Below are 24,082 nucleotides of genomic sequence, written 5' to 3'. Positions count from 1 at the left end.
CGTGCCTCTTACTGCTTCAGTTTGGGATCAAGTGCATCACGCAGACCATCACCCATCAGGTTAAATGCCAGCACCGTCAGGAGGATCGCCAGACCCGGGAAGGTCACAACCCACCAGGCGCTTTGCGCGAACTGCAACACATCGGAGAGCATGGTGCCCCACTCCGGTGTTGGCGGCTGCGCACCCATGCCAAGGAAGCCAAGAGCGGCCATATCGAGAATGGCGTTAGAGAAACCGAGCGACGCCTGAACAATCAGCGGCGCAAGGCAGTTTGGAAGAATATTGACGAACATCTGGCGCATCGCGCCCGCACCCGCCACGCGAGAGGCGGTCACGTAGTCACGGTTCACTTCCACCAGCACCGCCGCACGCGTTAATCGCACGTAGTGAGGAAGCGCCACGAACGTCAGGGCCAGGGCGGCGTTGCCGATTGACGGCCCAAAGACCGCCACCAGCACCAGCGCCAGCAGCAGGCTTGGCAGCGCCAGCATGATGTCGACAACACGCATAATGATGTTATCCACCACACCGCCGAAGTAGCCAGCCACCAGACCGAGTACCACCCCCATAATCAGGGACAGTACCACTACCAGGCAGCCCACCAGCAGCGAAAGACGCGCGCCGTACATCAGACGGGACAGCACATCACGGCCTACATCGTCAGTACCCAGCAGATGCGTCAGGGTACCGCCGTCCTGCCATGCAGGTGGTGCAAGCAGCGCATCACGGAACTGCTCCGCCGGGTTGTACGGCGCAAGAAAGTTCGCGAACACCGCGATCAAGATCATGATGACAACATACACCAGCCCTACTACCGCGCCTTTGTTGCGTTTGAAGTAGTGCCAGAACTCCTGCAGCGGCGTCATTGGCACCGGTGCAGCGACCACTTTATTTTCAGATACTTGTGACATGATGGCCCCTTACTTCTTATGACGAATACGCGGGTTCACCACGCCGTACAGCAAATCGACCAGCAGGTTGACGAGAATAATCATCGTCGCCACCAGCAGTACACCGCCCTGTACCACCGGATAATCACGGCGTTGCAGTGCGTCAATCAGCCAGCGCCCCAGGCCCGGCCAGGAGAAGATGGTTTCGGTCAGGATCGCCCCTGCCAGCAACGTCCCTACCTGCAGGCCGATAACCGTTACTACCGGCAGCATGGCGTTACGCAGGGCATGAACGATGATCACCCGCATGCGGGTCAGACCTTTGGCGCGGGCGGTACGGATATAATCCTCGCCCAGCACTTCCAGCATCGACGAACGGGTCATACGCACGATAACCGCCAACGGGATCGTACCGAGCACCATGGCCGGCAGGATCATATGCGCCAGCGCATCGATAAAGTTGCCCTCTTCACCCCAGATAGCCGTGTCGATCAGCATAAAGCCGGTCAGCGGGTTGGTGTCATCAAGGAAGACCATATCACTGACGCGCCCGGACACCGGGGTCAGGTTCCACTGCACCGACACCAGCATGATCAGCATCATGCCCCACCAGAAGATAGGCATGGAGTAACCGGTCAGCGCCAGGCCAACGGCGGTATGATCAAAGATAGAGCCACGTTTCACCGCAGCCAGCACGCCCACCGGAATACCCACGGAGACGGCAAAAATCATGGCGCAGACACCGAGTTCCAGCGTTGCTTTAAATCGTGGTACGAACTCTTCCCACACCGGCAGACGGCTTTTCAGCGAAATACCTAAATCACCATGCAACACGCCCCAGATATAGTGGAGATACTGCTGCCACATAGGCTTATCCAGCCCCAGTTCGGCTAACAGCTGCGCATGACGTTCAGGAGAAATACCACGCTCGCCCGCCATAATCATTACCGGGTCACCGGGGATCATATGGACGAAGGCAAAGGTGAGAAGGGTGATACCGATAAACGTGGGGATAACAAGTCCCAGACGTCGGAGGATGAACTGCAACATAACCCGGATTCTCTCTAATGACGTACGCCTGGAGGCGCGACGTCTGTATTGCTCACAAATCTTATTCCCTCCCCTTTCAGAGAGGGAATAAAGCACTGCTGCCGGGTTGCGCTACGCTTACCCGGCCTACATTCCGTAGGCCAGTGCAAGCGCAGCGCCGCCTGGCATTGCTTTTAATTATTCAACAGAAACGTTTTCGAAGTGGTGTTTGCCCAGTGGATCAACCACATAGCCTTTAACTTCTTTACGCACTGGCTCGTACACGGTTGAGTGAGCCACGATCAGCGCTGGTGCCTGTTCATGCATGACAACCTGAGCCTGTTTGTACAGTTCGATACGCTTGTTGTGATCTTCTGCAGCACGTGCCGGCTGAATCAGATCTTCGAACGGCTTGTAGCACCAGCGAGAGTAGTTAGAACCGTCTTTCGCCGCTGCACAACTGAACAGGGTTGCGAAGAAGTTATCCGGATCCCCATTGTCGCCAGTCCAGCCCATCATGACCGCCTGGTGCTCGCCTGCTTTAGCACGCTTCAGGTACTCGCCCCACTCGTAGGTCACGATCTTGGCCTGAACGCCGATTTTCGCCCAGTCAGCCTGAACCATCTCGGCCATACGGCGTGCGTTCGGGTTGTAAGGACGCTGTACTGGCATTGCCCACAGCTCAACGGTAAAGCCTTTATCCTGGCCCGCTTCTTTCAGCAGTGCTTTCGCTTTCTCAACGTCATAGGTGTAATCCTTAACGTCGTCGTTGTAGCCCCACATTGTTGGTGGGATCAGGTTCTTCGCGGCAACACCTGCGCCCTGATAAACGGCCTTGATGATCGCTTCTTTGTTGACCGCGTAGGTCAGCGCCTGACGCACTTTCACATCATCAAACGGTTTTTTCTCGGTGTTGAAAGAGAGGTAGCCGACGTTCAGACCCGCCTGCTCCAGCAGGTTGATGTTTTTGTCCTGCTTCATGCGCGCGATATCAGCCGGGTTCGGGTACGGCATTACCTGGCACTCGTTCTTCTGCAGCTTGGCGTAACGCACGGAGGCGTCAGGCGTGATGGAGAAGACCAGACGGTCGATCTGCGGCTTGGTGCCCCAGTAACCTTCGAACGCTTTGTACAGAATGCGGGAGTCTTTCTGATACTGCAGCAGCTGGAACGGACCGGTACCAACCGGGTTCAGGTCCACTTTCTCCGGCGTGCCGGCTTTCAGCATGTTGTCGGCATATTCTTTCGACAGAATAGAGGCGAAGTCCATGGCCAGGTCAGCCAGGAACGGTGCTTCAGGACGAGTCAGCACGAACTGAACGGTGTTGTCGTCCACTTTTTTGATTTCGCTGATCAGGTCTGGCAGGCCCATCCCTTCGAAGTACTCATAGCTGCCGCCAGAGACTTTGTGGTACGGGTTCTGGGCATTCTTCTGACGGTCGAAGGAGAACACCACGTCGTCTGCATTCAGATCGCGCGTTGGTTTGAACTCTTTGCTGTCCTGCCACTTCACGCCCTGACGCAGGTGGAAGGTATAGGTTTTACCGTCTTCGCTGACTTCCCACTTCTCAGCCAGACCTGGAATAACTTCCGTGGTGCCGGTTTTGAATTCAACCAGACGGTTATAGATAGGTACAGAGCTTGCGTCGTACGTCGTACCAGAGGTAAAGAGCTGTGGGTTAAAGCCTTCCGGCGAGCCTTCAGAACAGTAGACCAGGGTTTTTGCCTGTACGCCTGCTGCGACGGTCATAGCCACCAGGCTCAGACCAAGCTTCAGCATCCCTGACTTCTTCAAGGAAATACTCATTGTTATTCTGCTCCAATGTGATGTTTTTTGTTGTGTTACTCCGCCTGACCTTTAATTTATTTTTTACCCGGTCCGGTCGGTGTTGCCCTGAGGCGTTATAAGGGATGGAGATTCCTTTCAGAAGAGCGACTGAGTTGCAGCGCAGATCCTCCCTGAAGTGCCCCTCGTGCCCTACAATCTGTCAACAGAATGTGAAAACGTCAATACAGGTGACGGGGATTTACGCTAAGTGTGAGAATTGGCAAACAAAGATTAAAAAAACTACCGGAGCGTATTTTCAGCAGGGAAATTTATGCTACCCGCCATGACGCAGCACAACTCTCTACGCAATCTGCTACAACCAGTGATTAACATTTATTCAACCGGGGTAAATTTTCTTACAGAATGGCGATTATCTGCGCACTAAATACCATGAACGTTAAAACGCACAGGGGAAAATGCTGAGGTTATCCATAAGCAACGCGAAAAAAGATCAATCTAAAGATAAAAAAATACAATGGAATATGTCACAAATACGTTAACAGGCAGGGCTAAACAGAGGTAAGGCGTATTTTGGTGTGTTAAGTCGGATAAGTCTTGCGGAGCAATAATTTCTGCAGGTGATAAATGCAAAAAACCCCGCTCAAAGAGCGGGGTTTTCGAATGTGGTCGGCGAGAGAGGATTCGAACCTCCGACCCACTGGTCCCAAACCAGTTGCGCTACCAAGCTGCGCTACTCGCCGAATGCGGAGCGCATCTTACTGCTACGCTCTGTCTCCGTCAATCCCTTATTTTGCAAAAGCCTTTCGATCGGCTATAAAGTCGCCAGGCCTGTTACTTTGCGGCTTTCGCAGCGCCGTCCGGCACTTTACACCAGTTGTTATTCTCGTTAATCCCGCCGTCTGGCGAGGTATAACCGAGGCAACCGAGAATGGTGTCGTAGAGCTCAACATGACGCCGTGCCACTTTCATATCCGCCTGCTCTTTAAGATGGGCGAACATTTTGGCTTTATCCGGGTTCTCCAGATACTTGTCGGACATCCACAACATCATCGGCACGCGGAACTGCTCCGGCGGTGCCATCTTGCGCGGCGTACCGTGCAGGTGCTCTTTCTCGTTAATCGACTCACCGTGGTCGGCGGCGTAGAAGACAATCGCCTTCTTATCGCGCACCTGGTCAATCACGCTATCGATAAAGTGATCTACATAGGTCACTGAGTTGTCGTAGGAGTTGATCAGCTGCGCTTTGCTGCAGTCTTTATCCACGCCCTTACACTCCGGCGTCCATTTGGCAAAGCTGCGCGGATAACGCTGGGTGTAGTTAAAGTGCGACCCTTTGGTATGCAGGATGATCATATGCTTACCATCCTGGTTGCTCTGCAGGGAGCGTTGCATCTCGTCGATCAGCAGCATGTCGTCCACGCTCTTACCGCGGTTACGCGGCTCGGCGCCAATCTGCTCACGGTAGGCGATGTTGTTGGCCATGGTGTTGCTGTAGAACCACATCTCGCTTTGCATCGCGTAGAGGTCGGAGCTAAAGCCCAGCTGACGCAGTACCGAGAAGACGTTCTGCTCTTTCAGCGTCCGCTGCGGGTTATCGCTCGCCCCGCCCTCGCGCACGAACATACAGCGCAACGAGAGCTTGGTGGCGGTATCACAGGAATACCCGCGGAAGGCGACAAGGTTTTTCTCCTGCGCCAGCTTCGGAGTGGTATCCCGCTCATAGCCCAGAATACCCATATGATCCCAGCGCGTGGTTTCGCCAATAATGAAAATCACGTAGGTATCGTCGATATCAGACGGCGCCTGATAGGTGAATTTCTTCGCCGGGTTCATCAGCGATTTATTATCGGAGGACTCATCCACCTGCGCCCAGGCATATAACCCCAGCGCGGAGATCCAGTTGGACGGCAGATAGGAGTTTGCCACCACGCCGCCGTAGCTCGGCATATCCACGCCGGAGGTACGCTCAACGTTCTTCTGCTGCAAATCCAACAGCCGGATGGGTCCCCAGACCATTAATCCCGCCAGTACCACGACCGCGGCGCTGCGGATGCGCTGCCCTGGGGTACGCAGCTGGCGCAATAACGTATAGCGGCAGCGGTTGTTCCAGATAAGCAGCAGCGGCAGGATGCTGACGCAAACCAGCCAGAGAATAAAATGTATACCGACCACTTCTTTCGAGAGGTCGATATCCGTGGTCATGACCGAGGCAATAATGCCGTAGCCAATCACCACGTTCATAAAGGTCATGTAATAGCTGGCACCCGCCGAGCACAACACTACCAGCGTGGCGAGTACGCGCCAGATACGCCGTCCAAACAGCGACAGCAGACGCAGCAAAAAGAAGGTGACCAGCACAGTGCCCACCAGTTCAACGACCGCAGCGACTCCTTTCCAGGCGGTAAAATCTTGCGCATAACCATCAAACCGACGGAAAAAAACCGCGCCATTCATAAACAGACCGATGTACAACGCGAGCAAAAAGCTGAGCTTTTGTTGCGTCATCGCTTTGATATATTTCATTAATGCAACCTGGAAAAAGGTAAAGTAGAGCCGCTCCACTCTTGGTCAAAAAGTGAACAGGGTATTTCATTGCTCAGGGGATCGTTATCGGAAACGTCTTTAAGCGCGGTAAGTAGACCACAGGGAAAAGAAAAAGTGGCAACAGAGAATGTGATCCCTGCAAATATTTACAAAAAAACAAGTCCGATGACATACCTGCGGCCTGTTCTTTGCCTCCCGAAGAAACAAAAAAGGCCGGAATATCCGGCCTTTAGAGGGAGTTTCAATCAGGCATGCGCTTCTTTAAATATTTCGCGCTGCGGCTGGCGAATAGTGGTGGAAAGCGCCAGGGAGAGGATTAGCAGGGCGAATATAACGCAGAAGGTGACATAAAAGCCGCCAAACAGCGAAGCAATAAGCGAACCGCAAATACTGCCGATACCAAAGCCTAAATAAATAACGCCGTAGTTTTTCGCCAGGTTATTCAGGCCGAAGAATTCACTTACCAGCGACGGGAATACGGTAATGGTGCCGCCGAAGTTAAACGCGACGCAGGCGATAGCGGCGAAGAAGGTCACTTCGTTGAGCGGGGCGAATAACAGCGCTGCCATGCCTACCAGCGACACCACCTGGCCGAGAGTAATTACGCGGATACGGGCAATCTTATCGGAGAGGATCCCCAGCACCAGGCGGCCAGAGAGGTTGGCGATAGAGATAATGGTGACCGCGTTGGCCGCCGTTGCGGCATCCAGTTTCACCATCCCCTGAGCGATATCTTTCGCCACGCCAATCACATACAGACCACTCATGCAGGCGGTCAGGAACATCACCGCCAGCATCCAGTACTGTGGTTTACGCATGGACTGGGCCAGGGTGAAGTCATTCTCAACCACGCCGTTAACGGATTTAACTTCCTGCTGTGGGGCATCTTTCATCAGCGTGGCCCCGAACAGGATCATCACCAGCACGATAGCGCCCCAGATCATGAAGGTCTTTTCCAGACCGACGGTGGCCAGCAGATGGCTGTCGATAAACTTAAAGCCCAGGCTGCCGAGACCATAAGAGCCAATGGCGAAGGCGGAGATCAGCCCCTTACGCTCCGGGAACCATTTCACGCAGTTCGACAGGGTTAACAGGTAGCCAGCGCCATCCGCCAGCCCCACCAGCACCCCGGCGCTCAGCCACAGCATCATCAGGTTGCTGGAGTGGGCGGTCAGGAAGAAGCCGACCCCCAGCAAAATCCCGGAAGCCATAGTGACGCGCTTCACGCCGAAGCGTTCCTGTAATTTACCGGCAATGGAAGATGAGAGCGCCAGACCCAGGCTCAGCAAGCCAAAGGAGAAGGCGACCTGGCTGACCGGGGCATCGAGTTTTTCGGAGAGTGCGCTGTTAAACAGACTCCAGGTGTAGACTGAACCCAGGGCAAACTGGGTCACGATGGTGCCGATAAGGGTCAGCCAGCGGGTGCGGTTGTAATTTGAGGTATTCATGGCAGTTGTCCTGCAGCAGAAAAAAGGGAAATTCACTGCTGACAACGATAACCAAAACCCTACATGAGCAGGGGTAAAACGGCATGAAATGCAGAGGTGCCGGAATGAAATGCCGAAAATCAGGAATGAATGACCTGGACTGCTGTCTGAACCCGCCCCGAAAAAGATGAACCCGGAGTCGCTCAGGTCATTCATCCACGGGTTTCAGAATCTCGCGCTGACGCCGAGGGTATAGAGATAATCTTCTCCGGTGGACATGTTTTCGGCCTGCGACATCGAAGCATAGGCCGCCATATACGGGTTGATCAGCATATCGGCCCCGACGGTGACATCCATCCAGTTGCCGTACTGCGTTGAGGGTGCCAGGCGCCCCAACCCGGACTGCATCTTCCACTGGTTATCGCCGAACTGCTGGTTATAGCTGATTTGCGCCCATGGCCGCACATCGCCCAGGCGCGTATCGACGCGCCAGCCCAGCGTACTCACGCTGGCATGCCACAGCGGGTCGGTGAGCGACTGCGTGTTCACGCTGTCGCCAAACTCGTTGTACATATTGGGCGTGGAGCCATCGTAATGCCAGGCGGCAACCGGTCCGGTGGTGAAACGGCGGGCAACGGGAATACTCCAGCCCACGCTCATCGTGCTGGTCGCCTCTGCCGGTGACGAATCGGGCAAATTCAGCGCCAGACCGGGCATATTCTGTGAAGAGAGGATCCGCTCTTTGAGAATATCCTCGTAACGCGGTTGGTGATCGTCATCCCATGTATAACGCTCAGTGGTATTACTTTTTGTATCCGAAACGATATATTCCTGTTGCCAGGCATTTGCTGTGTTGCCTGTCAGCAGACAGGCCAAGAAACTCACCAGACCGGTTACGGCATGGCGGCCACTTATTTTTTTTATAATCATCAAAGCGACTCCAGAGAAGAGCCGAATTCGGCGATATTTGTGATTGTTTATAGTGAGGCTACGCGGCTACATGAAGAATGTTGCGTATCAGCCTGTATTAACTATTGTCTCTTTAGGTGACACGTCAAGCCGGGTCGATTGAAATTTTTGTAATTTCAGGAGCAACAAGGGAGAGAACCGATGCAACGTTGTGGCTGGGTTAGCCAGGATCCGCTCTACATCGCCTATCACGATAAGGAGTGGGGCGTGCCGGAAACTGACGGAAAGAATTTGTTTGAGATGATCTGCCTTGAGGGCCAGCAGGCCGGATTATCCTGGATCACCGTGCTTAAGAAACGGGAAAATTATCGCCAGGCCTTCCACCGGTTCGATCCGGTTCTTGTCGCCGGGATGACCACTGCGGACGTCGACAGGTTAGTGCTGGATGCAGGCATTATCCGCCATCGCGGCAAAATCGAGGCCATTATCGGCAACGCCCGGGCTTCCCTGGCGATGGAAGAGAACGGCGAGCGGTTCTGTGATTTCGTCTGGTCCTTCGTCGATAACACCCCGCAGGTGACCCAGGCGGCAACGCTGGCAGAGATCCCCACCTCTACGCCCGCCTCTGATGCCCTGTCGAAAGCGCTGAAAAAGCGCGGCTTTAAGTTCGTCGGCACCACCATCTGTTACTCCTTTATGCAGGCCTGCGGGCTGGTTAACGATCACGTCACCGCCTGCCACTGTCATCCTGGAGGTCAACATGATCCGCAAATGGCTCAGTGACGATGTCGAACCTCTGCTGACCCTCTGGCTGGAGAGCACCACCGTCGCCCACCCCTTTATTGATGCGCAGTACTGGCAGGAGAGCGAGGCGGTCGTGCGGGAAGTCTATCTGCCGTCGGCAGAGACCTGGGTGTGGGAAGAGGAAGGCCAGCTTCGGGGCTTCATCAGCGTGATGGAGTCGGCCTTTGTCGGCGCGCTCTTTGTCGATCCGGCGTATGCCGGAAAGGGGATCGGGCATGCGCTGATCCACCATGTGCAGCAGCGCTACCCGTCGTTAAGCCTGGAGGTTTACCAGAAGAACAGCCGGGCGGTGAATTTCTACCATGCTCAGGGCTTTCGGATTGAAGATAGCGCCTGGCAGGAAGATACCCAACACCCGACCTGGCTTATGAGCTGGCAGGCGGATCAAACGCCGTCAGCGTAAGCGTCGGCCCCTGATATTTTTCCAGCCACGCCAGCGCGGTATTTCCCGCACAGCCGTTCCCCAGCTTCGAGCTGGGGAGATCTTTGGTCAGCACGTTGACCGCCCCGTTCTTACAAATTCCGCCATTTTCAGCATCCAGGTCCGGCCACGCCCCCTGATGAATGCAGATCACGCCCGGCTTGATGCCGTCGCTGACCACCGCCCCGGCCAGCACCTGACCGCGATGGTTCCAGACGCGCACCACGTCGCCATCGGCAATGCCGCGCGCTTTGGCATCATCCGGGTGTAGCGTCACCGGCTCGCGCCCGGCCACTGCATACTGCTCGCGCAGTGAGGAGTAGTTCAGCTGGCTGTGCAGACGGTGCGCCGGATGAGCAGACAGGATCTGCAGCTGCTCCGGCTCGGCGTTGCCATGCCACTCGTCCGGCTCCAGCCACATCGGGTGCGGCGGACAGTCGGCATACTGGTAGCTGGCGATACGCTCGGAGTGGATCACAATTTTGCCGCTCTCGGTTTTCAGCGGATGGCTCACAGGATCGCGACGGAAATCAGCGAAGCGCACGAACTTCGCGTTCTCGTCAGACTCCGGCATTTCAACGATGGCATTGGCTTCCCAGAATTCGGCAAAGGGTGCCAGCGTCACCCCCTGTGCCGCGCCGCGCTGCCCGGCGATCTGATAGAAGGTCTCAAGCCACTCCAGATCGGTTTTGCCCTCGGTAAAGCGCTCACCGCCGCCCTGCTCCCAGCGCTCGCTCAGCTCGGCAAATACCTCAAGATCGTCACGCGCTTCATCGCGCGGCGGCACGACCCGCTTCATCGGCACCATATGCTGGTTGCTGTAGTCGCCGGTCATGGTCATGTCGTTACGTTCAAACGAGGTGGTGGCTGGCAGCACGATATCGGCATGCTTCGCCGCCGCGGTCCAGAAGCACTCGGAGATCACCACCAGCTCCGGCTTTTGCCAGGCGCGGATCAGACGATTAGTGTCCTGGTGATGGGTAAAGTTGGCGCCGCCCGCCCACCAGACGAAGCGAATGTCCGGGAAGTGGCGATCCAGCCCGTTGTGCTGATAGAAGCCGCCCGGGTTTTCCAGCGCCTCCACGATGCGAGCGACCGGGAATTTATCCACCGCGTCCGTCCCGCCCTTGACCGAGCCCTGCATGGAGGCCAGCACCGCCGCGCGCCGCGTCGGGTTTCCGCCGTTGGCAAAGTGGTACGAAAGACCAAAGCCGCCGCCCGGGGTGCCGATCTGACCGAGCATCGCCGCGAGGGTGACCAGCATCCAGTGTTTCTGCTCGCCAAACTGCTGGCGCTGCATCCCCCAGCCGGACATGAGCATAGTGGTATTGCTGTGGAACAACGCTGCCAGTTCACGAATTTTCGCTGCCGGAACGCCGCAGATGTCGGCAGCCCAATCGGCGGTTTTGGCGATACCGTCCGTTTCCCCGGTCAGGTAGTCGGCAAATTTTTCATAACCGCTAGTACAGCGCGCGAGGAATTCCTCGTCCTGCCAGCCGTTCTCCACCAGCGTATGGGCGATACCGAGCATCATCGCCACATCAGTGCCCATATGCGGGGCGATCCACTCGGCGCTCTCGCCAAAGAAATCCATGGTTTCGGAGCGCATCGGATCGATACAGATCAGGCGCTTGCCGCTTTTACGCAGCGCGTCGAAGTACGGGATCCCCTGCTCGTCGCTGGCGTTCCAGGCTATTTTCAGGGTGTTAAGCGGGTTGGCACTCCACAGCACCACCACGTCGCTGTGCTCCAGCACCAGCGGCCAGCTGGTCTGCTGCTGGTACACCTCGTTGCCGCCCACCACATAAGGCATGATGGCCTGTGCCGCGCCGGTGGAATAATCCCCCAGATGACCGGTGTAGCCGCCCGCCAGGCTCATATAGCGTTGAAGCAGGGTCGCGGCCTTGTGCAGCACGCCGTTCGAGCGCCAGCCATACGACCCGGCAAAAATGGACGACGGACCATAGTTCTCACGAATACGTTTGTGCTGCGCGTCGATAAGATCCAGCGCCTGATCCCAGCTGACGCGCACAAACTCATCCTGCCCGCGCACGCCCTGTGGATTATCCGGCGACGCCAGAAATCCCTTACGGACCATCGGCCAGCGCACGCGGGCTTTGCTGTGCACCTGGTCGCGCACTGCGGTTTGCAGGGAGTTAGGGTGCTGCGTCGGCAACGCGCCACGGGATGAGATCACCGTATCGCCGTCGGTTTCGACCAGCATGGGCCCCCAGTGGGCTGCCGTCAGAATGGTTTTTGTAGAAGTGGTCACAGCGTGTGCTCCTGGATTGCCGGTTGCAGGTTTTCTCAGCCTTCATTGAGACTGTTTATGATTTGACACAAATTTAAGAGTTATCCCCGGAATTTTCTCCGTAACTGCACGTCATAATCAACCGCCACGCCCGTCGTGGCAAAGAATAAAAAAGCTTAAGGAAAGAAGATGAAAAAAAGCGCACTTATGATTGCCGCCGTAGTCAGCGGCGCACTGGTTGTTTCAGGCTGCACCACCAACCCATACACCGGCGAACGCGAAGCGGGTAAATCAGGCATTGGCGCAGGCATCGGCTCCCTGGTAGGCGCAGGTGTAGGTGTCCTCTCCTCCTCGAAAAAAGATCGCGGTAAAGGCGCCCTGATTGGTGCCGCAGCAGGCGCAGCGCTGGGCGGCGGTGCCGGTTATTACATGGACGTGCAGGAAGCGAAGCTGCGCGACAAAATGCAGGGTACCGGCGTGAGCGTCACCCGTAGCGGCGACAACATCATTCTGAATATGCCGAATAACGTCACCTTCGACAGTAACAGCGCAACGCTGAAACCGGCGGGTGCCAACACCCTGACCGGCGTGGCGATGGTGTTGAAAGAGTACGAAAAAACCGCGGTGAACGTGCTGGGTTATACCGACAGCACCGGCAGCCAGGATCTGAACATGCGTCTCTCCCAGCAGCGTGCGGACGCGGTAGCCAGCGCGCTGATCACCCAGAACGTCGCGGCGACCCGCATCCGCACCAGCGGCATGGGCCCGGCGAACCCAATCGCCAGCAACAGCACGGCGGAAGGCAAAGCGCAGAACCGCCGCGTTGAGATCACCTTAAGCCCGGTGCAGTAAGTTTATTGCCGGGTGGCGGCTTCGCCTTACCCGGCCTGGAAAATCTCGCTCTGACTCCGTAGGCCCGGTAAGCGTAGCGCCACCGGGCATTTTCGCGCTAAGGTGTACGCACCAATAGCAAGGAAATCAGCGATGAGCAAATCAACACGGCCCACCATCAGCGACGTGGCGAAAGCCGCGAAAACCGGTAAAACCAGCATCTCCCGTTATCTCAACGGCGAAAAACACCTGCTTTCCGACGCGCTACTGGCCCGTATTGAACACGCTATTGCCGAACTCGACTACCGCCCGAGCCTGATGGCCCGGGGTCTGAAGCATGGCCGCACCCGTCTTATTGGGCTTATCATCGCCGATATCACTAATCCCTACTCCGTTAATGTCCTCAGCGGCATCGAAGCCGCCTGCAGGGAAAAAGGATTCACCCCGCTGGTGTGTAATACCAATAACGAAGTCGATCAGGAGCTGCACTACCTCGATCTGCTGCGCAGCTATCAGGTGGAGGGCATCGTGGTCAACGCCGTGGGGATGCGCGAGGAGGGGCTGAACCGCCTGCAACAGTCCGCCCTGCCGATGGTGCTGATTGATCGCAAAATCCCCGATTTCGCCTGCGATGTGGTGGGACTGGATAACACCCAGGCCGCCACTACCGCCACCGAGCACCTGATTGAACAGGGTTTTGAAGCGATCCTGTTCCTGAGCGAGCCGCTGGGAATGGTCAATACCCGCCGCGAGCGCCTGAGCGCCTTTCGCACCACCCTGGCCCGCTATGCCGGCGTGGTTGCTGAAAACGTCGAAATCCCCCTTCACGAGTCTGAGCAGCTGGACAACGCCCTGCGCCAGTTTCACACCCGCCATCGCGGGATGCGCAAGGCGGTCATCTCCGCTAACGGCGCGTTAACGCTACAGATCGCCCGTTCGCTGAAGCGCATTGGCCTGCACTGGGGCAGCGACATCGGTCTGCTGGGCTTTGACGAGCTGGAGTGGGCCGAGCTGGCAGGCGTGGGCATTACCACCCTCAAACAGCCCACCTGGCAGATTGGCTTTGCCGCCGTCGAGCAGGTAGTCCGCCGGATCAACGGTGCCGATGAGGCTGTGCGCGAGCAGGTCTTCTCCGGCGAACTGATCGTGCGCGGTTCCACGGCGCGTTAAGTTCCCTTCGTGATGGCGATCATAAATCCAGCATACTGAACTTTTCTTTGGAACCGGTTCCATCTAGCGTAAAGAGTATCAGCTACGTGATGGAGTCCGCCAATGGGCAGAAAAATTATTGTTGTCACCGCCGCGTATGGCGCTGACAAGGTACGTGAAGCAGGTGGCCAGCGCGCCATGCTGCACGTCATCGCCGGCGCGGGTGCCGACGGGGTCGAGATCCGCCGGGAGTTATTTAGCGACGCCGAACTGGCGTCCCTCCCTACGCTTGCCGGATCCATTGAACTGCTCGGTCTGCTGGCCTGCTACTCCGCCCCCGATGCCCTCTTTACCCCGGACGGCACCCTCAATCCCATGCTGCCCCGCTACCTTGCCGAAGCCGCGACGCTTAATGCCCTGTGGCTGAAAGTCTCTCTCGGCCACTTCAGCGATAAGCAGCAGCTCGATGCGCTGCGCGTCCTACTCGATGAAACCGGCATGACGCTGGTGGTGGAAAACGACCAGACGCGCTGCGGCCAACTGGCCCCGATGCAGCGTTTCAAGGCGGCGTGCCGGGTGATGAATCTGCCGGTCACGCTGACCTTTGATATGGGCAACTGGCTGTGGGTAGGTGAATCTCCGGAGGAGGCCGCGAAGCATCTGGCGCCTGCGGTGAGCTATATCCACGTTAAAGCCGCCGTTCCCCATCAGCAACAGTATCGTGCCGTGCCGCCGGATAACGATGATGCCCGCTGGCAGGCGCTGCTGGATCAGCTCCCCTCCGACGCCCCGCGCGGAATCGAATTCCCGCTGGAAGGACCAGACCTGACGGCTGTCACCCGTCACTACGTCAATTTACTGCGCGAGGAGTAATCCCATGCCGCACGCTCTGGATGTCATCACCATTGGCGAAGCCATGGCCATGTTTGTCGCCACGAAGACCGGCGAACTCAGTGCCGTCGACCACTTTATCAAGCGCGTTGCCGGTGCCGAACTGAATGTCGCCACCGGGCTGGCGCGCCTTGGCCTGAAGGTGGGCTGGGTGAGCCGCGTGGGCAATGACAGCTTCGGTCAGTTTGTGCTCGACACCCTGAAAAAAGAGGGGATCGAAACCGCAGGCGTGACCCTGGACGACCGGTATCCGACGGGCTTCCAGCTCAAATCGAAAGTCACTGATGGAACCGATCCCATTGTGGAGTACTTCCGCAAAGGCTCGGCGGCCAGCCACCTGTCGGTAGAGGACTTCAACCCCATCTGGTTTACCGCGGCAAGGCATCTGCATCTGAGCGGCGTGGCGGCGGCGCTGTCTGCCAGCTCGTATGCCCTGCTCGATCATGCCGCGGGCGCCATGAAAGCGGCGGGCAAAACCATTTCATTCGACCCGAACCTGCGCCCGGTGCTGTGGAAAAGCGAAGCGGAGATGGTGGAAAAGCTGAACCACCTCGCCTTCCAGGCCGACTGGGTATTACCCGGCGTGAAAGAGGGCCAGATCCTGACCGGGGAAAAGACGCCGGAAGGGATCGCGGATTTTTACCTGAACCGGGGCGTGAAGGCGGTGATCCTGAAGACCGGGGCCGACGGCGCCTGGTTTAAAACCGCCAACGGTGAGCAAGGAGCCGTAGCGGCGGTGAAGGTCGAAAACGTCGTCGATACCGTCGGCGCGGGAGATGGCTTTGCCGTTGGCGTGGTCAGTGCCCTGCTGGAGGGGAAAACGCTCCATCAGGCTATCACTCGCGGCAATATCATCGGCTCGCTGGCGATCCAGGTTCAGGGCGACAGCGAAGGATTACCCACCCGGGAACAGTTAGGGGAATAACTCCCCGCAACATAATTAAGCCACCCTGTACCCTACAGACAGCGGCGGTTACTCCCTCAACCACAGAGGCAAGCCTATGAACAGTGCAACAAATGCAGTAAAACGCTGGTGGTACATCATGCCTGTCGTGTTCATCACGTACAGCCTGGCGTATCTCGACCGCGCGAACTTCAGCTTCGCGTCCGCCGCAGGCATCACCGAAGATCTGGGGATCACCAAAGGCGTCTCCTCGCTGCTGGGCGCCCTGTTCTTCCTCGGCTATTTCTTCTTCCAGATCCCCGGCGCGATTTACGCCGAACGCCGCAGCGTGCGCAAACTGATCTTCGTTTGCCTGATCCTCTGGGGGGCCTGTGCGTCACTCACCGGGGTAGTGAATAACATCCCGGCGCTGGCGGCCATTCGCTTTATTCTCGGCGTGGTGGAAGCGGCAGTTATGCCCGCGATGCTGATCTACATCAGCAACTGGTTTACCAAATCCGAACGCTCGCGCGCCAATACCTTCCTTATTCTCGGTAACCCGGTCACGGTGCTGTGGATGTCGGTAGTCTCCGGGTATCTGATCCAGTCCTTCGGCTGGCGCGAAATGTTCATTATTGAGGGCGTTCCGGCGGTGATCTGGGCCTTCTGCTGGTGGGTGCTGGTGAAAGACAAACCGGCGCAGGCCAAATGGCTCTCTGAAGATGAAAAAGCGGCCCTGCAGGCGCAGCTAGATAAAGAGCAGCAGGGGCTGAAAGCGGTGCGCAACTACGGCGAAGCCTTCCGGTCACGCAACGTGGTGCTGCTGTGCATGCAGTACTTCACCTGGAGCATCGGGGTTTACGGTTTTGTTCTGTGGCTGCCTTCCATCATCCGTAGCGCGGGCGATAACCTCGGTATGGTCGAGGTCGGCTGGCTGTCATCCGTGCCGTATCTGGCCGCGACCATCGCCATGATCGTGGTCTCCTGGGCGTCGGATAAACTGCAAAACCGTAAGCTGTTCGTCTGGCCGCTGCTGTTAATTGCTGCCTGCGCCTTTATCGGTTCCTGGGCGGTGGGCGCAAACCACTTCTGGGTTTCCTATACGCTGCTGGTGATCGCCGGTGCCGCAATGTACGCCCCTTATGGTCCGTTCTTTGCCATCATCCCGGAAATGCTGCCGCGTAACGTGGCGGGCGGCGCGATGGCGCTGATCAACAGCATGGGGGCGCTGGGCTCGTTCTTTGGTTCATGGTTCGTGGGTTATCTGAATGGCGCAACCGGCAGCCCGTCGGCCTCGTACATCTTTATGGGGGTGGCGCTTTTTGCCTCAGTGTGGCTTACTTTAATTGTTAAGCCTGCTAATAATCAGAACCTTCCCGTCGGCGCACGCCACGCCTGAACCCTTTTAAAATCAACGGAGATTAGCATGAAGCCGTCCGTCATTTTGTATAAAGCCCTGCCTGATGCGTTACAGCAGCGCCTTGAAGATCATTTCACCGTTACCCGGGTCAACAACCTGAGCCCGGAGACGGTGCAGCAACACGCTGACGCGTTCGCCGGTGCCGTCGGGCTGCTTGGCTCCAGCGAAAAAGTGGATGCCGCGCTGCTGGAGAAAATGCCGGCGCTTCGTGCAACCTCCACTATTTCGGTGGGCTATGACAACTTCGACGTCGATGCGCTGAATGCCCGTAACGTCCTGCTGATGCACACGCCAACCGTACTGACCGAAACCGTGGCCGATACGCTGATGGCGCTGGTACTCAGCAGCGCGCGTCGGGTGGTGGAAGTGGCCGAACGCGTTAAGGCCGGGGAGTGGACCAAAAGCATCGGCCCGGACTGGTTCGGCACCGACGTGCACGGCAAAACGCTGGGTATCGTCGGGATGGGCCGCATCGGCCTGGCGCTGGCGCAGCGCGCCCACTTCGGTTTCAACATGCCGATCCTCTACAACGCACGTCGCCAGCATAAAGAGGCCGAGGAGCGTTTTAACGCCCGCCACTGCGACCTGGACACGCTGTTACAGGAAGCGGACTTTGTCTGCCTGATCCTGCCCCTGACCGATGAGACGCATCATCTGATGGGCAAAGCGCAGTTTGAGAAGATGAAGAAGTCCGCCATCTTTATTAATGCAGGTCGTGGGCCGGTGGTGGATGAGCAGGCGCTGATTGCAGCGCTGAAAAATGGTGAGATCCACGCCGCAGGGCTGGACGTGTTCGAGCAGGAGCCGCTGCCGGCCAGCTCAGAGCTGCTGAAGATGCCTAACGTAGTGGCACTGCCACACATTGGCTCGGCGACGCACGAGACGCGCTACAACATGGCAGCCTGTGCGGTGGATAACCTGATCGACGCCCTGCAGGGCAAGGTCGATAAAAACTGCGTGAATCCACAGGCCAAACCCTGAACGAAAAAAACCCGCCAGAGGCGGGTTTTTAAATTCTTTTAGCTGAGTTGGAAGCTTACAGGCTTACAACGTTACCAGCTGCTGGGCCTTTAGCGCCGCTTTCGATGGTGAAGGAAACTTTCTGACCTTCGTCCAGAGATTTGTAGCCATCGTTCTGGATAGCAGAGAAGTGTACGAACACGTCTTTAGAGCCATCGTCAGGAGTGATGAAGCCGAAACCTTTATCAGCGTTGAACCATTTTACCAGACCAGTCATTTTACCAGACATAGATATTACCTTTTTAAAAATTTGTTTTGCCTTCCGGCGCGATGATGGAATGTGTTACAGATTTTTAAGCGATGAAGGAAGGGTCACTACGAAGGGTATCTAAGGATAACGCATCTGGACTGCTTAACTAAACTGCTTTAGGTCTGTGTAACAAACCGACGAGGACTATTAAACATAGTTACGGGATCAAAGACAAGCTTTATTTTCTGGCAGAATAAAAAACCCGCTTTTCAGCGGGGTTTTTATTCTGGCAATGTGCGCGTCTGACGTTATTCCGTTGCGGCCATCGCCGCGCCCCAGGCCTGGCTAAACGCCTGGTGCTGTGCTGCAAGCGGCCCAATCAGCGTATTGTACTGGCTGGCCTGCTGCGAGGTCGGGAACTGGATGCCGTTCGAGACAAAGCTTACCTGGGTACCCTGCTGCGAAATATAATCCGCCACCTGTACCAGCTGCTGAGTGAAGATCTGCGCGGCCGGAATGAGTGGCTGCAGCGCATCGGCAGGTTTGGTCACCACCTTTTCATACACTTTGTCGAACACAGGTTTCAGGTCTTCGCCCTGTTTCAGCGCAGAGCGCGCGCCATCGGCCTGCATTTTGGCGTTCTGCAGCTGCTGGCCCAGCACACCCAGTGCGCCGTTTGACTGGCTCAGCGGCTCACGCTGGGTCACATAGTCCTGCGGGACGCGAATCGCATTCACGCTGTCCACCACCGGACGCAGACCGGCGTCCATCGCCTGATTCACCTGCTGTGAATAGCCGTACAAAATGGCATAGTCGGAAACGAAGGGACCAAACTGTTTTTTCTGATCCGCAGTCAGCGTTGGCAAACGCTCGCCACTGCGCATCGCAGTATTTTGCAGGAAATCGATAAACGCTTTGCGCTGATCGCCTTCCTTATCGAAACACCCACTCAGGCTAACCACCATTAATAACGCCGCAAGCGGCGCAAACCAGCGAGAGCAGGGCTTTCCTGTCGCCATTGTTATTACTCCTTTCACCCAAAAAAGCGCACACCGGCACAGGCGTGCCCGACGCTGACAAGAATAGTCCAGGTCAGGCCTGCAAGATACCCTTTTCATGTAAAACGGCTATTGCCATATAAATTCTTACGATTTACAAAAATATACCTGATGCTATTGCGCTACTGAATAATCAAGTCATTAGCACTGGTGCTCACACCGAAAACAAGCGAGCGAAACGTATCTCTCAAAATTAATCACGTACGTTACGATCTCCTGTCAGTTTTAGCGACTATTCTTAAATTGCTCTCTATGTTCACGATCCCGCAGTGTGATTTAAGAGGAGTCCTCAATGGAATTAAAAGATCCTATGTTCGATCTGCTAAGCAGTCTGGAACAGATTGTTTTTAAAGATGTACCGCAGACGGTGACCCGTTCGCAAAAGTCTAACCCCTTTACGGAATTTGAGCGCTTACGCAAAGGGACAGGGATGAAAACAGATGATTTCGCCCGAGCAATGGGTGTCAGCGTAGCAATGGTTCAGGAGTGGGAATCGAAAAGAGTGAAGCCCTCTATGACCGAGCTGAAGCTGATGAGTCTGATTCAGGCTAACCCGGCACTCCGCAAGCAGTTGACTGAATGAAGTTGTTTTTGCCCCCGCATTTGCGGGGGTTTATGTTTTTGTCACCGCCGTTCAGCACGCCACTCCCCATCCAGCCATACCAGTTCATCCGTCAGGTTCAGCCCGTTCAGAAAATGATCGTCATGCGACACCACCAGCAGTGCGCCTGCAAAGCCTGCCAGCGCCGCCTCGATAGCCTGCGTTGAGGCCAGGTCCAGGTGGTTGGTCGGTTCATCAAGCAGCAACAGCTGCGTCGCCTCTTCCCGCCACAGGACGCAGGCAAGCGCTGCTTTTAACCGCTCGCCGCCGCTCAGCTCTGCCAGCGGCAGCGTAACTTTCCCGGCACCCAGCTGGAGTTGCGCCAACCGGCTGCGCAGCACGCCCTCCTCAAGCGGCGTGTTGTGCAGATTGAGATGGCTGATAACCGACTGCGTCAGATCCAGCTGCGATAAATGCTGGTCGAGGTACGCCGTGTTGACCGACACGCGGCAGGTCCCGGCGACGGGCGCGCACTCCCCGAGGATCGCTTTCAGCAGGGTAGATTTCCCGCAGCCGTTCGGCCCGCGCAGGGCCACCCGCCTCGGCCCGTCCATGCGCCAGGTGAGCGGCAGCATCGTGACATACGGCAGCACCAGATCGTCCAGCACCAGCACCTGTTTGCCCTCCGCAATCTGGCTGCCCGGCAGGGTAAACATCACCGGGTTTTCCTCTTCGACCCGCTCCCGCGCCTGATTGACCGCAGCATTCAACGCATCCTGTTGATCGTGATGCTGTTTGCGCCATGCGCCTGGACGCTCCTTTGCCGCCCCTTTATATTTCACGCGCTCAAACGAGGCGATATTAAGGGTATCCACCGTGCGCAGGGTTTTAGCCGAGCGGCGCAGGCTGTCGTCATGCTCTTTCTGCTGACGTGTGCGGGTGCGTTTGCGCTCGTGAGTTGCATGATCCAGCGCCGCTCGGGCAGCCTGCTGTTCCGCATCCCGCTGACGCTGATAATCGGCATAATTCCCGCCATAGCTGTGCAAACCGGAAGCGCTGAGTTCCAGTATGCGCGGCACCTGCGCCAGCAGCTCACGATCGTGGGATGCGACCAGCACGCCGCCGGTATGGCGGGCAAGCTGAGCGTAAAACCACTCCCGCCCCTGTCGGTCGAGGTGGTTGGTCGGTTCATCCAGCAGCAGATAATCCGTATTCGCCGTAAACGCGCCGCACAGCAGAGCGCGAATCCGCTCACCGCCGCTCAGTTCGGAAGCCGGTTTGTCGGGTGTAAACGTCGGAAGCTGCGCGTCCCTGAATGCCTCGCTCAGCCGTTCGGCGATATCCCAGAAACCCTCCAGGCGCTCTAAATCGTCAGGCTGGTAATCACCGCTATCGATCCGCGCCCGGGCCGCAAAGATATCCTCATAGCCAAGTAGCCCGGCCAGCGTGGTTTGCGGAGAAATATCGTGCTGTTGCGCAACATAGCTGTGCGTGCCGAAACGTTCGATATGACCGCTGGCAGGCTCGTCCAGACCGGCCAGCAGGCGCAGGAGCCGGGTCTTACCGCTGCCGTTGCGGCCAACCAGCGCGCAGAGCGACGACTCCAGCGAGAAATTCAGCGGACCAAAAAGGGTATCGCCCGTCGCAAACTGACAGGTGACCTGATGCAAAATAAAAGAAGGGGATTGCGCAAAATGAGCCATAAGCACTCCTGAATGAAATCAAAACATCCCCTGCCGACGCGGTGGCGTTTAGCAAGGATCGAAATTCATCAGTCGTGGTTGTTCATTTTTGGGGGGCGCTCCAGGGGGAGAAAGTTAACGTGGATAAGGATAACGGTAATTTGTTGACCGTTTCAAGGTTAAATTTTCAACGGCACGGCATAAAAAAACCCGCCGAAGCGGGTTTCTAGCACTCCCGGTGCCCGTGCAAGCGTAGCGCCGCCGGGAAAAGGGCGCATTACTGCAGCAGGGAAATATCCGCCACGCGCAGGAACAGCTCGCGCAGTTTTTCGAGCATCGAGAGACGGTTGATACGCAGATCTTTATCTTCTACGTTCACCATCACTTTCTCGAAGAAGGCGTCGATCACGTCGCGCAGTTCGGCCAGCTCCACCAGCGCTTCCTGGTAGCGACCTTCCGCGAAGACCGGCTCCAGCTTGTCGCGCAGTACCACAACCTGCATCGCCAGGGCGATCTCTTCCGGCTCTTTCAGCGTCGCGGCGTTGACACGCTCGTTCAGCTTTTCATCGGACTTCGCCAGAATATTGGATACACGCTTGTTGGCCGCCGCCAGAGCAGACGCCGCTTCCAGGGTACGGAAGTGGGAAACCGCCTTCATACGGGCATCGAAATCAGCCGGACGGGTCGGACGACGCGCCAGCACCGCCTGGATGGTGTCGACGGTGTAACCTTCGTCCTGATACCAGGCGCGGAAACGGCCCAGCATAAAGTCGATAACGTCATCTACCACGTTGGCGTTGGTCAGCTTGTCGCCGTACAGACGCACCGCTTCTTCAGTCAGGGTCTGCAGATCGAGGTTGAGGTTCTTCTCAACGATGATGCGCAGCACGCCCAGCGCAGCACGACGCAGCGCAAACGGGTCTTTATCGCCTTTCGGATGCTGACCGATACCGAAGATACCCGCCAGGGTGTCCATCTTGTCGGCAATCGCGACGGCACAGGCCACCGGGTTGGACGGCAGATCGTCACCGGCAAAGCGCGGCTGATACTGCTCGTTCAGGGCCACAGCCACATCTTCCGCTTCGCCATCGTGACGCGCATAGTGCATGCCCATCACGCCCTGGGTGTCGGTAAATTCGAACACCATGTTGGTCATCAGGTCGCACTTGGAGAGCAGGCCTGCGCGGGTGGCGTGGTTGACGTCCGCGCCGATTTCACGGGCGATCCAGCCGGACAGCTCCGCGATACGGTCGGTCTTGTCGCGCAGCGTACCCAGCTGCTGCTGGAACAGCACGGTCTGCAGGCGCGGGAGGTGATCTTCCAGACGCTTTTTACGGTCGGTATTAAAGAAGAACTCGGCATCCGCCAGACGCGGACGCACCACTTTCTCGTTACCGGAGATAATCTGAATCGGATCTTTCGATTCAATGTTGGCCACGAAGATGAAGTTCGGCAGCAGTTTGCCGTCATTGGCATAGACCGGGAAGTACTTCTGGTCGCCCTTCATGGTGTGAACCAGCGCTTCTGCCGGTACCGCGAGGAATTTCTCTTCAAACTTCGCGGTCAGGACCACCGGCCATTCCACCAGCGAGGTCACTTCTTCCAGCAGGCTTTCGCTCAGATCGGCGTTACCGCCAATCTGACGTGCCGCTTCTTCCGCGTCCGCTTTAATACGGGCTTTACGCTGTTCATAGTCAGCGATGACCTTACCGCGCTCCAGCAGGATTGAAGGATACTGGTCGGCATTGTCGATGGTGAACTCCGGCTCGCCCATAAAGCGGTGGCCGCGGATCACGCGATCGGACGCCACGCCCAGAATGGTGGCAGGGATCACGGTGTCGCCCAGCAGCAGGGTCACGGTATGAACCGGACGCACGAAGTGGACGTCGCTTGCGCCCCAGCGCATCAGTTTTGGGATCGGCAGCTTAGCCAGCGAGGTGGCGATCATGTTCGGCAGCAGCGCTTCTGCGCTCTCGCCCTTCACATGGGCGCGATACAGCAGCCATTCGCCTTTGTCGGTAGTCAGACGCTCGGCCTGGTCAACGGTGATCCCGCAACCACGCGCCCAGCCTTCTGCCGCTTTGCTCGGCTTGCCTTCAGCGTCGAACGCCTGAGCAATGGCCGGGCCGCGCTTTTCAACTTCGCGATCGGGTTGGGAAGCCGCCAGGTTTGCCACTTTCAGCGCCAGACGGCGCGGGGCAGCAAACCATTCGATTTTACCGTGTGCGAGGCCAGCGTTATCCAGCTCGGCAGTCACGTTCGCAGCAAAGGACTCCGCCAGGCTGCGCAGGGCTTTTGGTGGCAGCTCTTCGGTGCCGATTTCCACCAGGAAAGTTTTCTCAGACATGGCCGCC

General features: G+C 57.0%; 20 protein-coding genes and 1 tRNA gene. 9 read left to right on the top strand and 12 right to left on the bottom strand.

What is annotated here, in order from left to right; genetic code table 11:
* Positions 1 to 8 precede the first annotated feature (8 nt).
* The 7 genes from dppC to ES815_RS10785 all read right to left on the bottom strand — a co-directional run bounded on the left by dppC (position 9) and on the right by ES815_RS10785 (position 8,608).
* The gene (dppC, locus tag ES815_RS10820; RefSeq protein ID WP_142487799.1) at positions 9 to 911 is read right to left on the bottom strand and encodes a dipeptide ABC transporter permease DppC; all 903 of its coding nucleotides are present in this window, start codon (positions 909 to 911) and stop codon (positions 9 to 11) included.
* Positions 912 to 920: 9 nt separating this feature from the next.
* Entirely contained in the window at positions 921 to 1,940 is a 1,020-nt protein-coding gene (gene dppB / locus ES815_RS10815) for a dipeptide ABC transporter permease DppB (RefSeq protein WP_142487798.1), read from the bottom strand.
* Positions 1,941 to 2,117: 177 nt separating this feature from the next.
* The gene (dppA, locus tag ES815_RS10805; protein ID WP_142487797.1) at positions 2,118 to 3,725 is read right to left on the bottom strand and encodes a dipeptide ABC transporter periplasmic-binding protein DppA; all 1,608 of its coding nucleotides are present in this window, start codon (positions 3,723 to 3,725) and stop codon (positions 2,118 to 2,120) included.
* A 645-nt stretch (positions 3,726 to 4,370) separates the two neighbouring features.
* A tRNA-Pro gene (locus tag ES815_RS10800) sits at positions 4,371 to 4,447 on the bottom strand.
* Positions 4,448 to 4,538: 91 nt separating this feature from the next.
* Positions 4,539 to 6,230, bottom strand: a complete 1,692-nt coding sequence (eptB, locus tag ES815_RS10795; protein ID WP_142487796.1) for a kdo(2)-lipid A phosphoethanolamine 7''-transferase — start codon at positions 6,228 to 6,230, stop codon at positions 4,539 to 4,541.
* A 266-nt stretch (positions 6,231 to 6,496) separates the two neighbouring features.
* Positions 6,497 to 7,699 carry an MFS transporter gene (locus ES815_RS10790; RefSeq protein WP_142487795.1) on the bottom strand — a complete coding sequence of 401 codons (1,203 nt, stop codon included), beginning with the start codon at positions 7,697 to 7,699 and terminating at the stop codon, positions 6,497 to 6,499.
* 204 nt (positions 7,700 to 7,903) lie between these two features.
* Complete coding sequence (locus tag ES815_RS10785; protein WP_142487794.1) at positions 7,904 to 8,608, bottom strand: autotransporter domain-containing protein; 705 nt, start codon at positions 8,606 to 8,608, stop codon at positions 7,904 to 7,906.
* A gap of 180 nt (positions 8,609 to 8,788) precedes the next feature.
* On the opposite strand from ES815_RS10785, the gene tag reads away from it, so the two are divergent.
* Both tag and ES815_RS10775 read left to right on the top strand, forming a co-directional pair.
* On the top strand, positions 8,789 to 9,370 hold the full coding sequence (gene tag, locus ES815_RS10780; RefSeq protein WP_142487793.1) for a DNA-3-methyladenine glycosylase I: 582 nt from the start codon (positions 8,789 to 8,791) through the stop codon (positions 9,368 to 9,370).
* Complete coding sequence (locus ES815_RS10775) at positions 9,348 to 9,794, top strand: N-acetyltransferase (protein ID WP_142487792.1); 447 nt, start codon at positions 9,348 to 9,350, stop codon at positions 9,792 to 9,794. The genes tag and ES815_RS10775 overlap by 23 nt, the downstream gene beginning before the upstream one ends.
* Here ES815_RS10775 and ES815_RS10770 read toward each other — a convergent pair.
* Positions 9,757 to 12,036 carry a molybdopterin guanine dinucleotide-containing S/N-oxide reductase gene (locus ES815_RS10770; protein WP_260609703.1) on the bottom strand — a complete coding sequence of 760 codons (2,280 nt, stop codon included), beginning with the start codon at positions 12,034 to 12,036 and terminating at the stop codon, positions 9,757 to 9,759. The two genes, ES815_RS10775 and ES815_RS10770, sit on opposite strands and share 38 nt — an antisense overlap.
* A gap of 216 nt (positions 12,037 to 12,252) precedes the next feature.
* On the opposite strand from ES815_RS10770, the gene ES815_RS10765 reads away from it, so the two are divergent.
* The 6 genes from ES815_RS10765 (at position 12,253) to ghrB (ending at position 18,218) form a co-directional block, all read left to right on the top strand.
* On the top strand, positions 12,253 to 12,915 hold the full coding sequence (locus ES815_RS10765) for an OmpA family lipoprotein (protein ID WP_142487790.1): 663 nt from the start codon (positions 12,253 to 12,255) through the stop codon (positions 12,913 to 12,915).
* A 132-nt stretch (positions 12,916 to 13,047) separates the two neighbouring features.
* Positions 13,048 to 14,064 (top strand): substrate-binding domain-containing protein, encoded by a 1,017-nt coding sequence (locus ES815_RS10760; protein WP_142487789.1) that lies wholly within the window; start codon positions 13,048 to 13,050, stop codon positions 14,062 to 14,064.
* 102 nt (positions 14,065 to 14,166) lie between these two features.
* The gene (locus ES815_RS10755; RefSeq protein WP_142487788.1) at positions 14,167 to 14,916 is read left to right on the top strand and encodes a sugar phosphate isomerase/epimerase family protein; all 750 of its coding nucleotides are present in this window, start codon (positions 14,167 to 14,169) and stop codon (positions 14,914 to 14,916) included.
* 4 nt (positions 14,917 to 14,920) lie between these two features.
* On the top strand, positions 14,921 to 15,859 hold the full coding sequence (locus tag ES815_RS10750) for a sugar kinase (protein ID WP_142487787.1): 939 nt from the start codon (positions 14,921 to 14,923) through the stop codon (positions 15,857 to 15,859).
* Between the two features lie 76 nt (positions 15,860 to 15,935).
* Positions 15,936 to 17,216 (top strand): MFS transporter, encoded by a 1,281-nt coding sequence (locus tag ES815_RS10745; protein WP_142487786.1) that lies wholly within the window; start codon positions 15,936 to 15,938, stop codon positions 17,214 to 17,216.
* Between the two features lie 27 nt (positions 17,217 to 17,243).
* Positions 17,244 to 18,218 (top strand): glyoxylate/hydroxypyruvate reductase GhrB, encoded by a 975-nt coding sequence (ghrB, locus tag ES815_RS10740; RefSeq protein ID WP_142487785.1) that lies wholly within the window; start codon positions 17,244 to 17,246, stop codon positions 18,216 to 18,218.
* A gap of 55 nt (positions 18,219 to 18,273) precedes the next feature.
* On the opposite strand, the gene cspA is transcribed toward ghrB, so the two are convergent.
* Both cspA and ES815_RS10730 read right to left on the bottom strand, forming a co-directional pair.
* Positions 18,274 to 18,486, bottom strand: a complete 213-nt coding sequence (cspA, locus tag ES815_RS10735; RefSeq protein WP_032615822.1) for an RNA chaperone/antiterminator CspA — start codon at positions 18,484 to 18,486, stop codon at positions 18,274 to 18,276.
* Between the two features lie 269 nt (positions 18,487 to 18,755).
* Positions 18,756 to 19,466 carry a DUF3053 domain-containing protein gene (locus tag ES815_RS10730; RefSeq protein WP_142487784.1) on the bottom strand — a complete coding sequence of 237 codons (711 nt, stop codon included), beginning with the start codon at positions 19,464 to 19,466 and terminating at the stop codon, positions 18,756 to 18,758.
* 331 nt (positions 19,467 to 19,797) lie between these two features.
* Between ES815_RS10730 and ES815_RS10725 the strand changes: the two genes are divergently transcribed.
* Positions 19,798 to 20,088, top strand: a complete 291-nt coding sequence (locus ES815_RS10725; RefSeq protein WP_142487783.1) for an HTH-type transcriptional regulator — start codon at positions 19,798 to 19,800, stop codon at positions 20,086 to 20,088.
* A 41-nt stretch (positions 20,089 to 20,129) separates the two neighbouring features.
* On the opposite strand, the gene ES815_RS10720 is transcribed toward ES815_RS10725, so the two are convergent.
* A complete protein-coding gene (locus ES815_RS10720) occupies positions 20,130 to 21,749 on the bottom strand; it encodes an ATP-binding cassette domain-containing protein (protein WP_142487782.1) in 1,620 nt (539 codons plus the stop codon).
* A gap of 256 nt (positions 21,750 to 22,005) precedes the next feature.
* Positions 22,006 to 24,075 carry a glycine--tRNA ligase subunit beta gene (gene glyS, locus ES815_RS10715; protein ID WP_142487781.1) on the bottom strand — a complete coding sequence of 690 codons (2,070 nt, stop codon included), beginning with the start codon at positions 24,073 to 24,075 and terminating at the stop codon, positions 22,006 to 22,008.
* Between the last annotated feature and the right edge of the window lie 7 nt (positions 24,076 to 24,082).

It is taken from the genome of Leclercia adecarboxylata (genome assembly GCF_006874705.1).
Taxonomy (GTDB): domain Bacteria; phylum Pseudomonadota; class Gammaproteobacteria; order Enterobacterales; family Enterobacteriaceae; genus Enterobacter; species Enterobacter adecarboxylatus_C.
The sequence above is the reverse complement of the archived record's forward strand: the minus strand, read 5'-3'. Positions and strand labels throughout refer to the sequence as shown.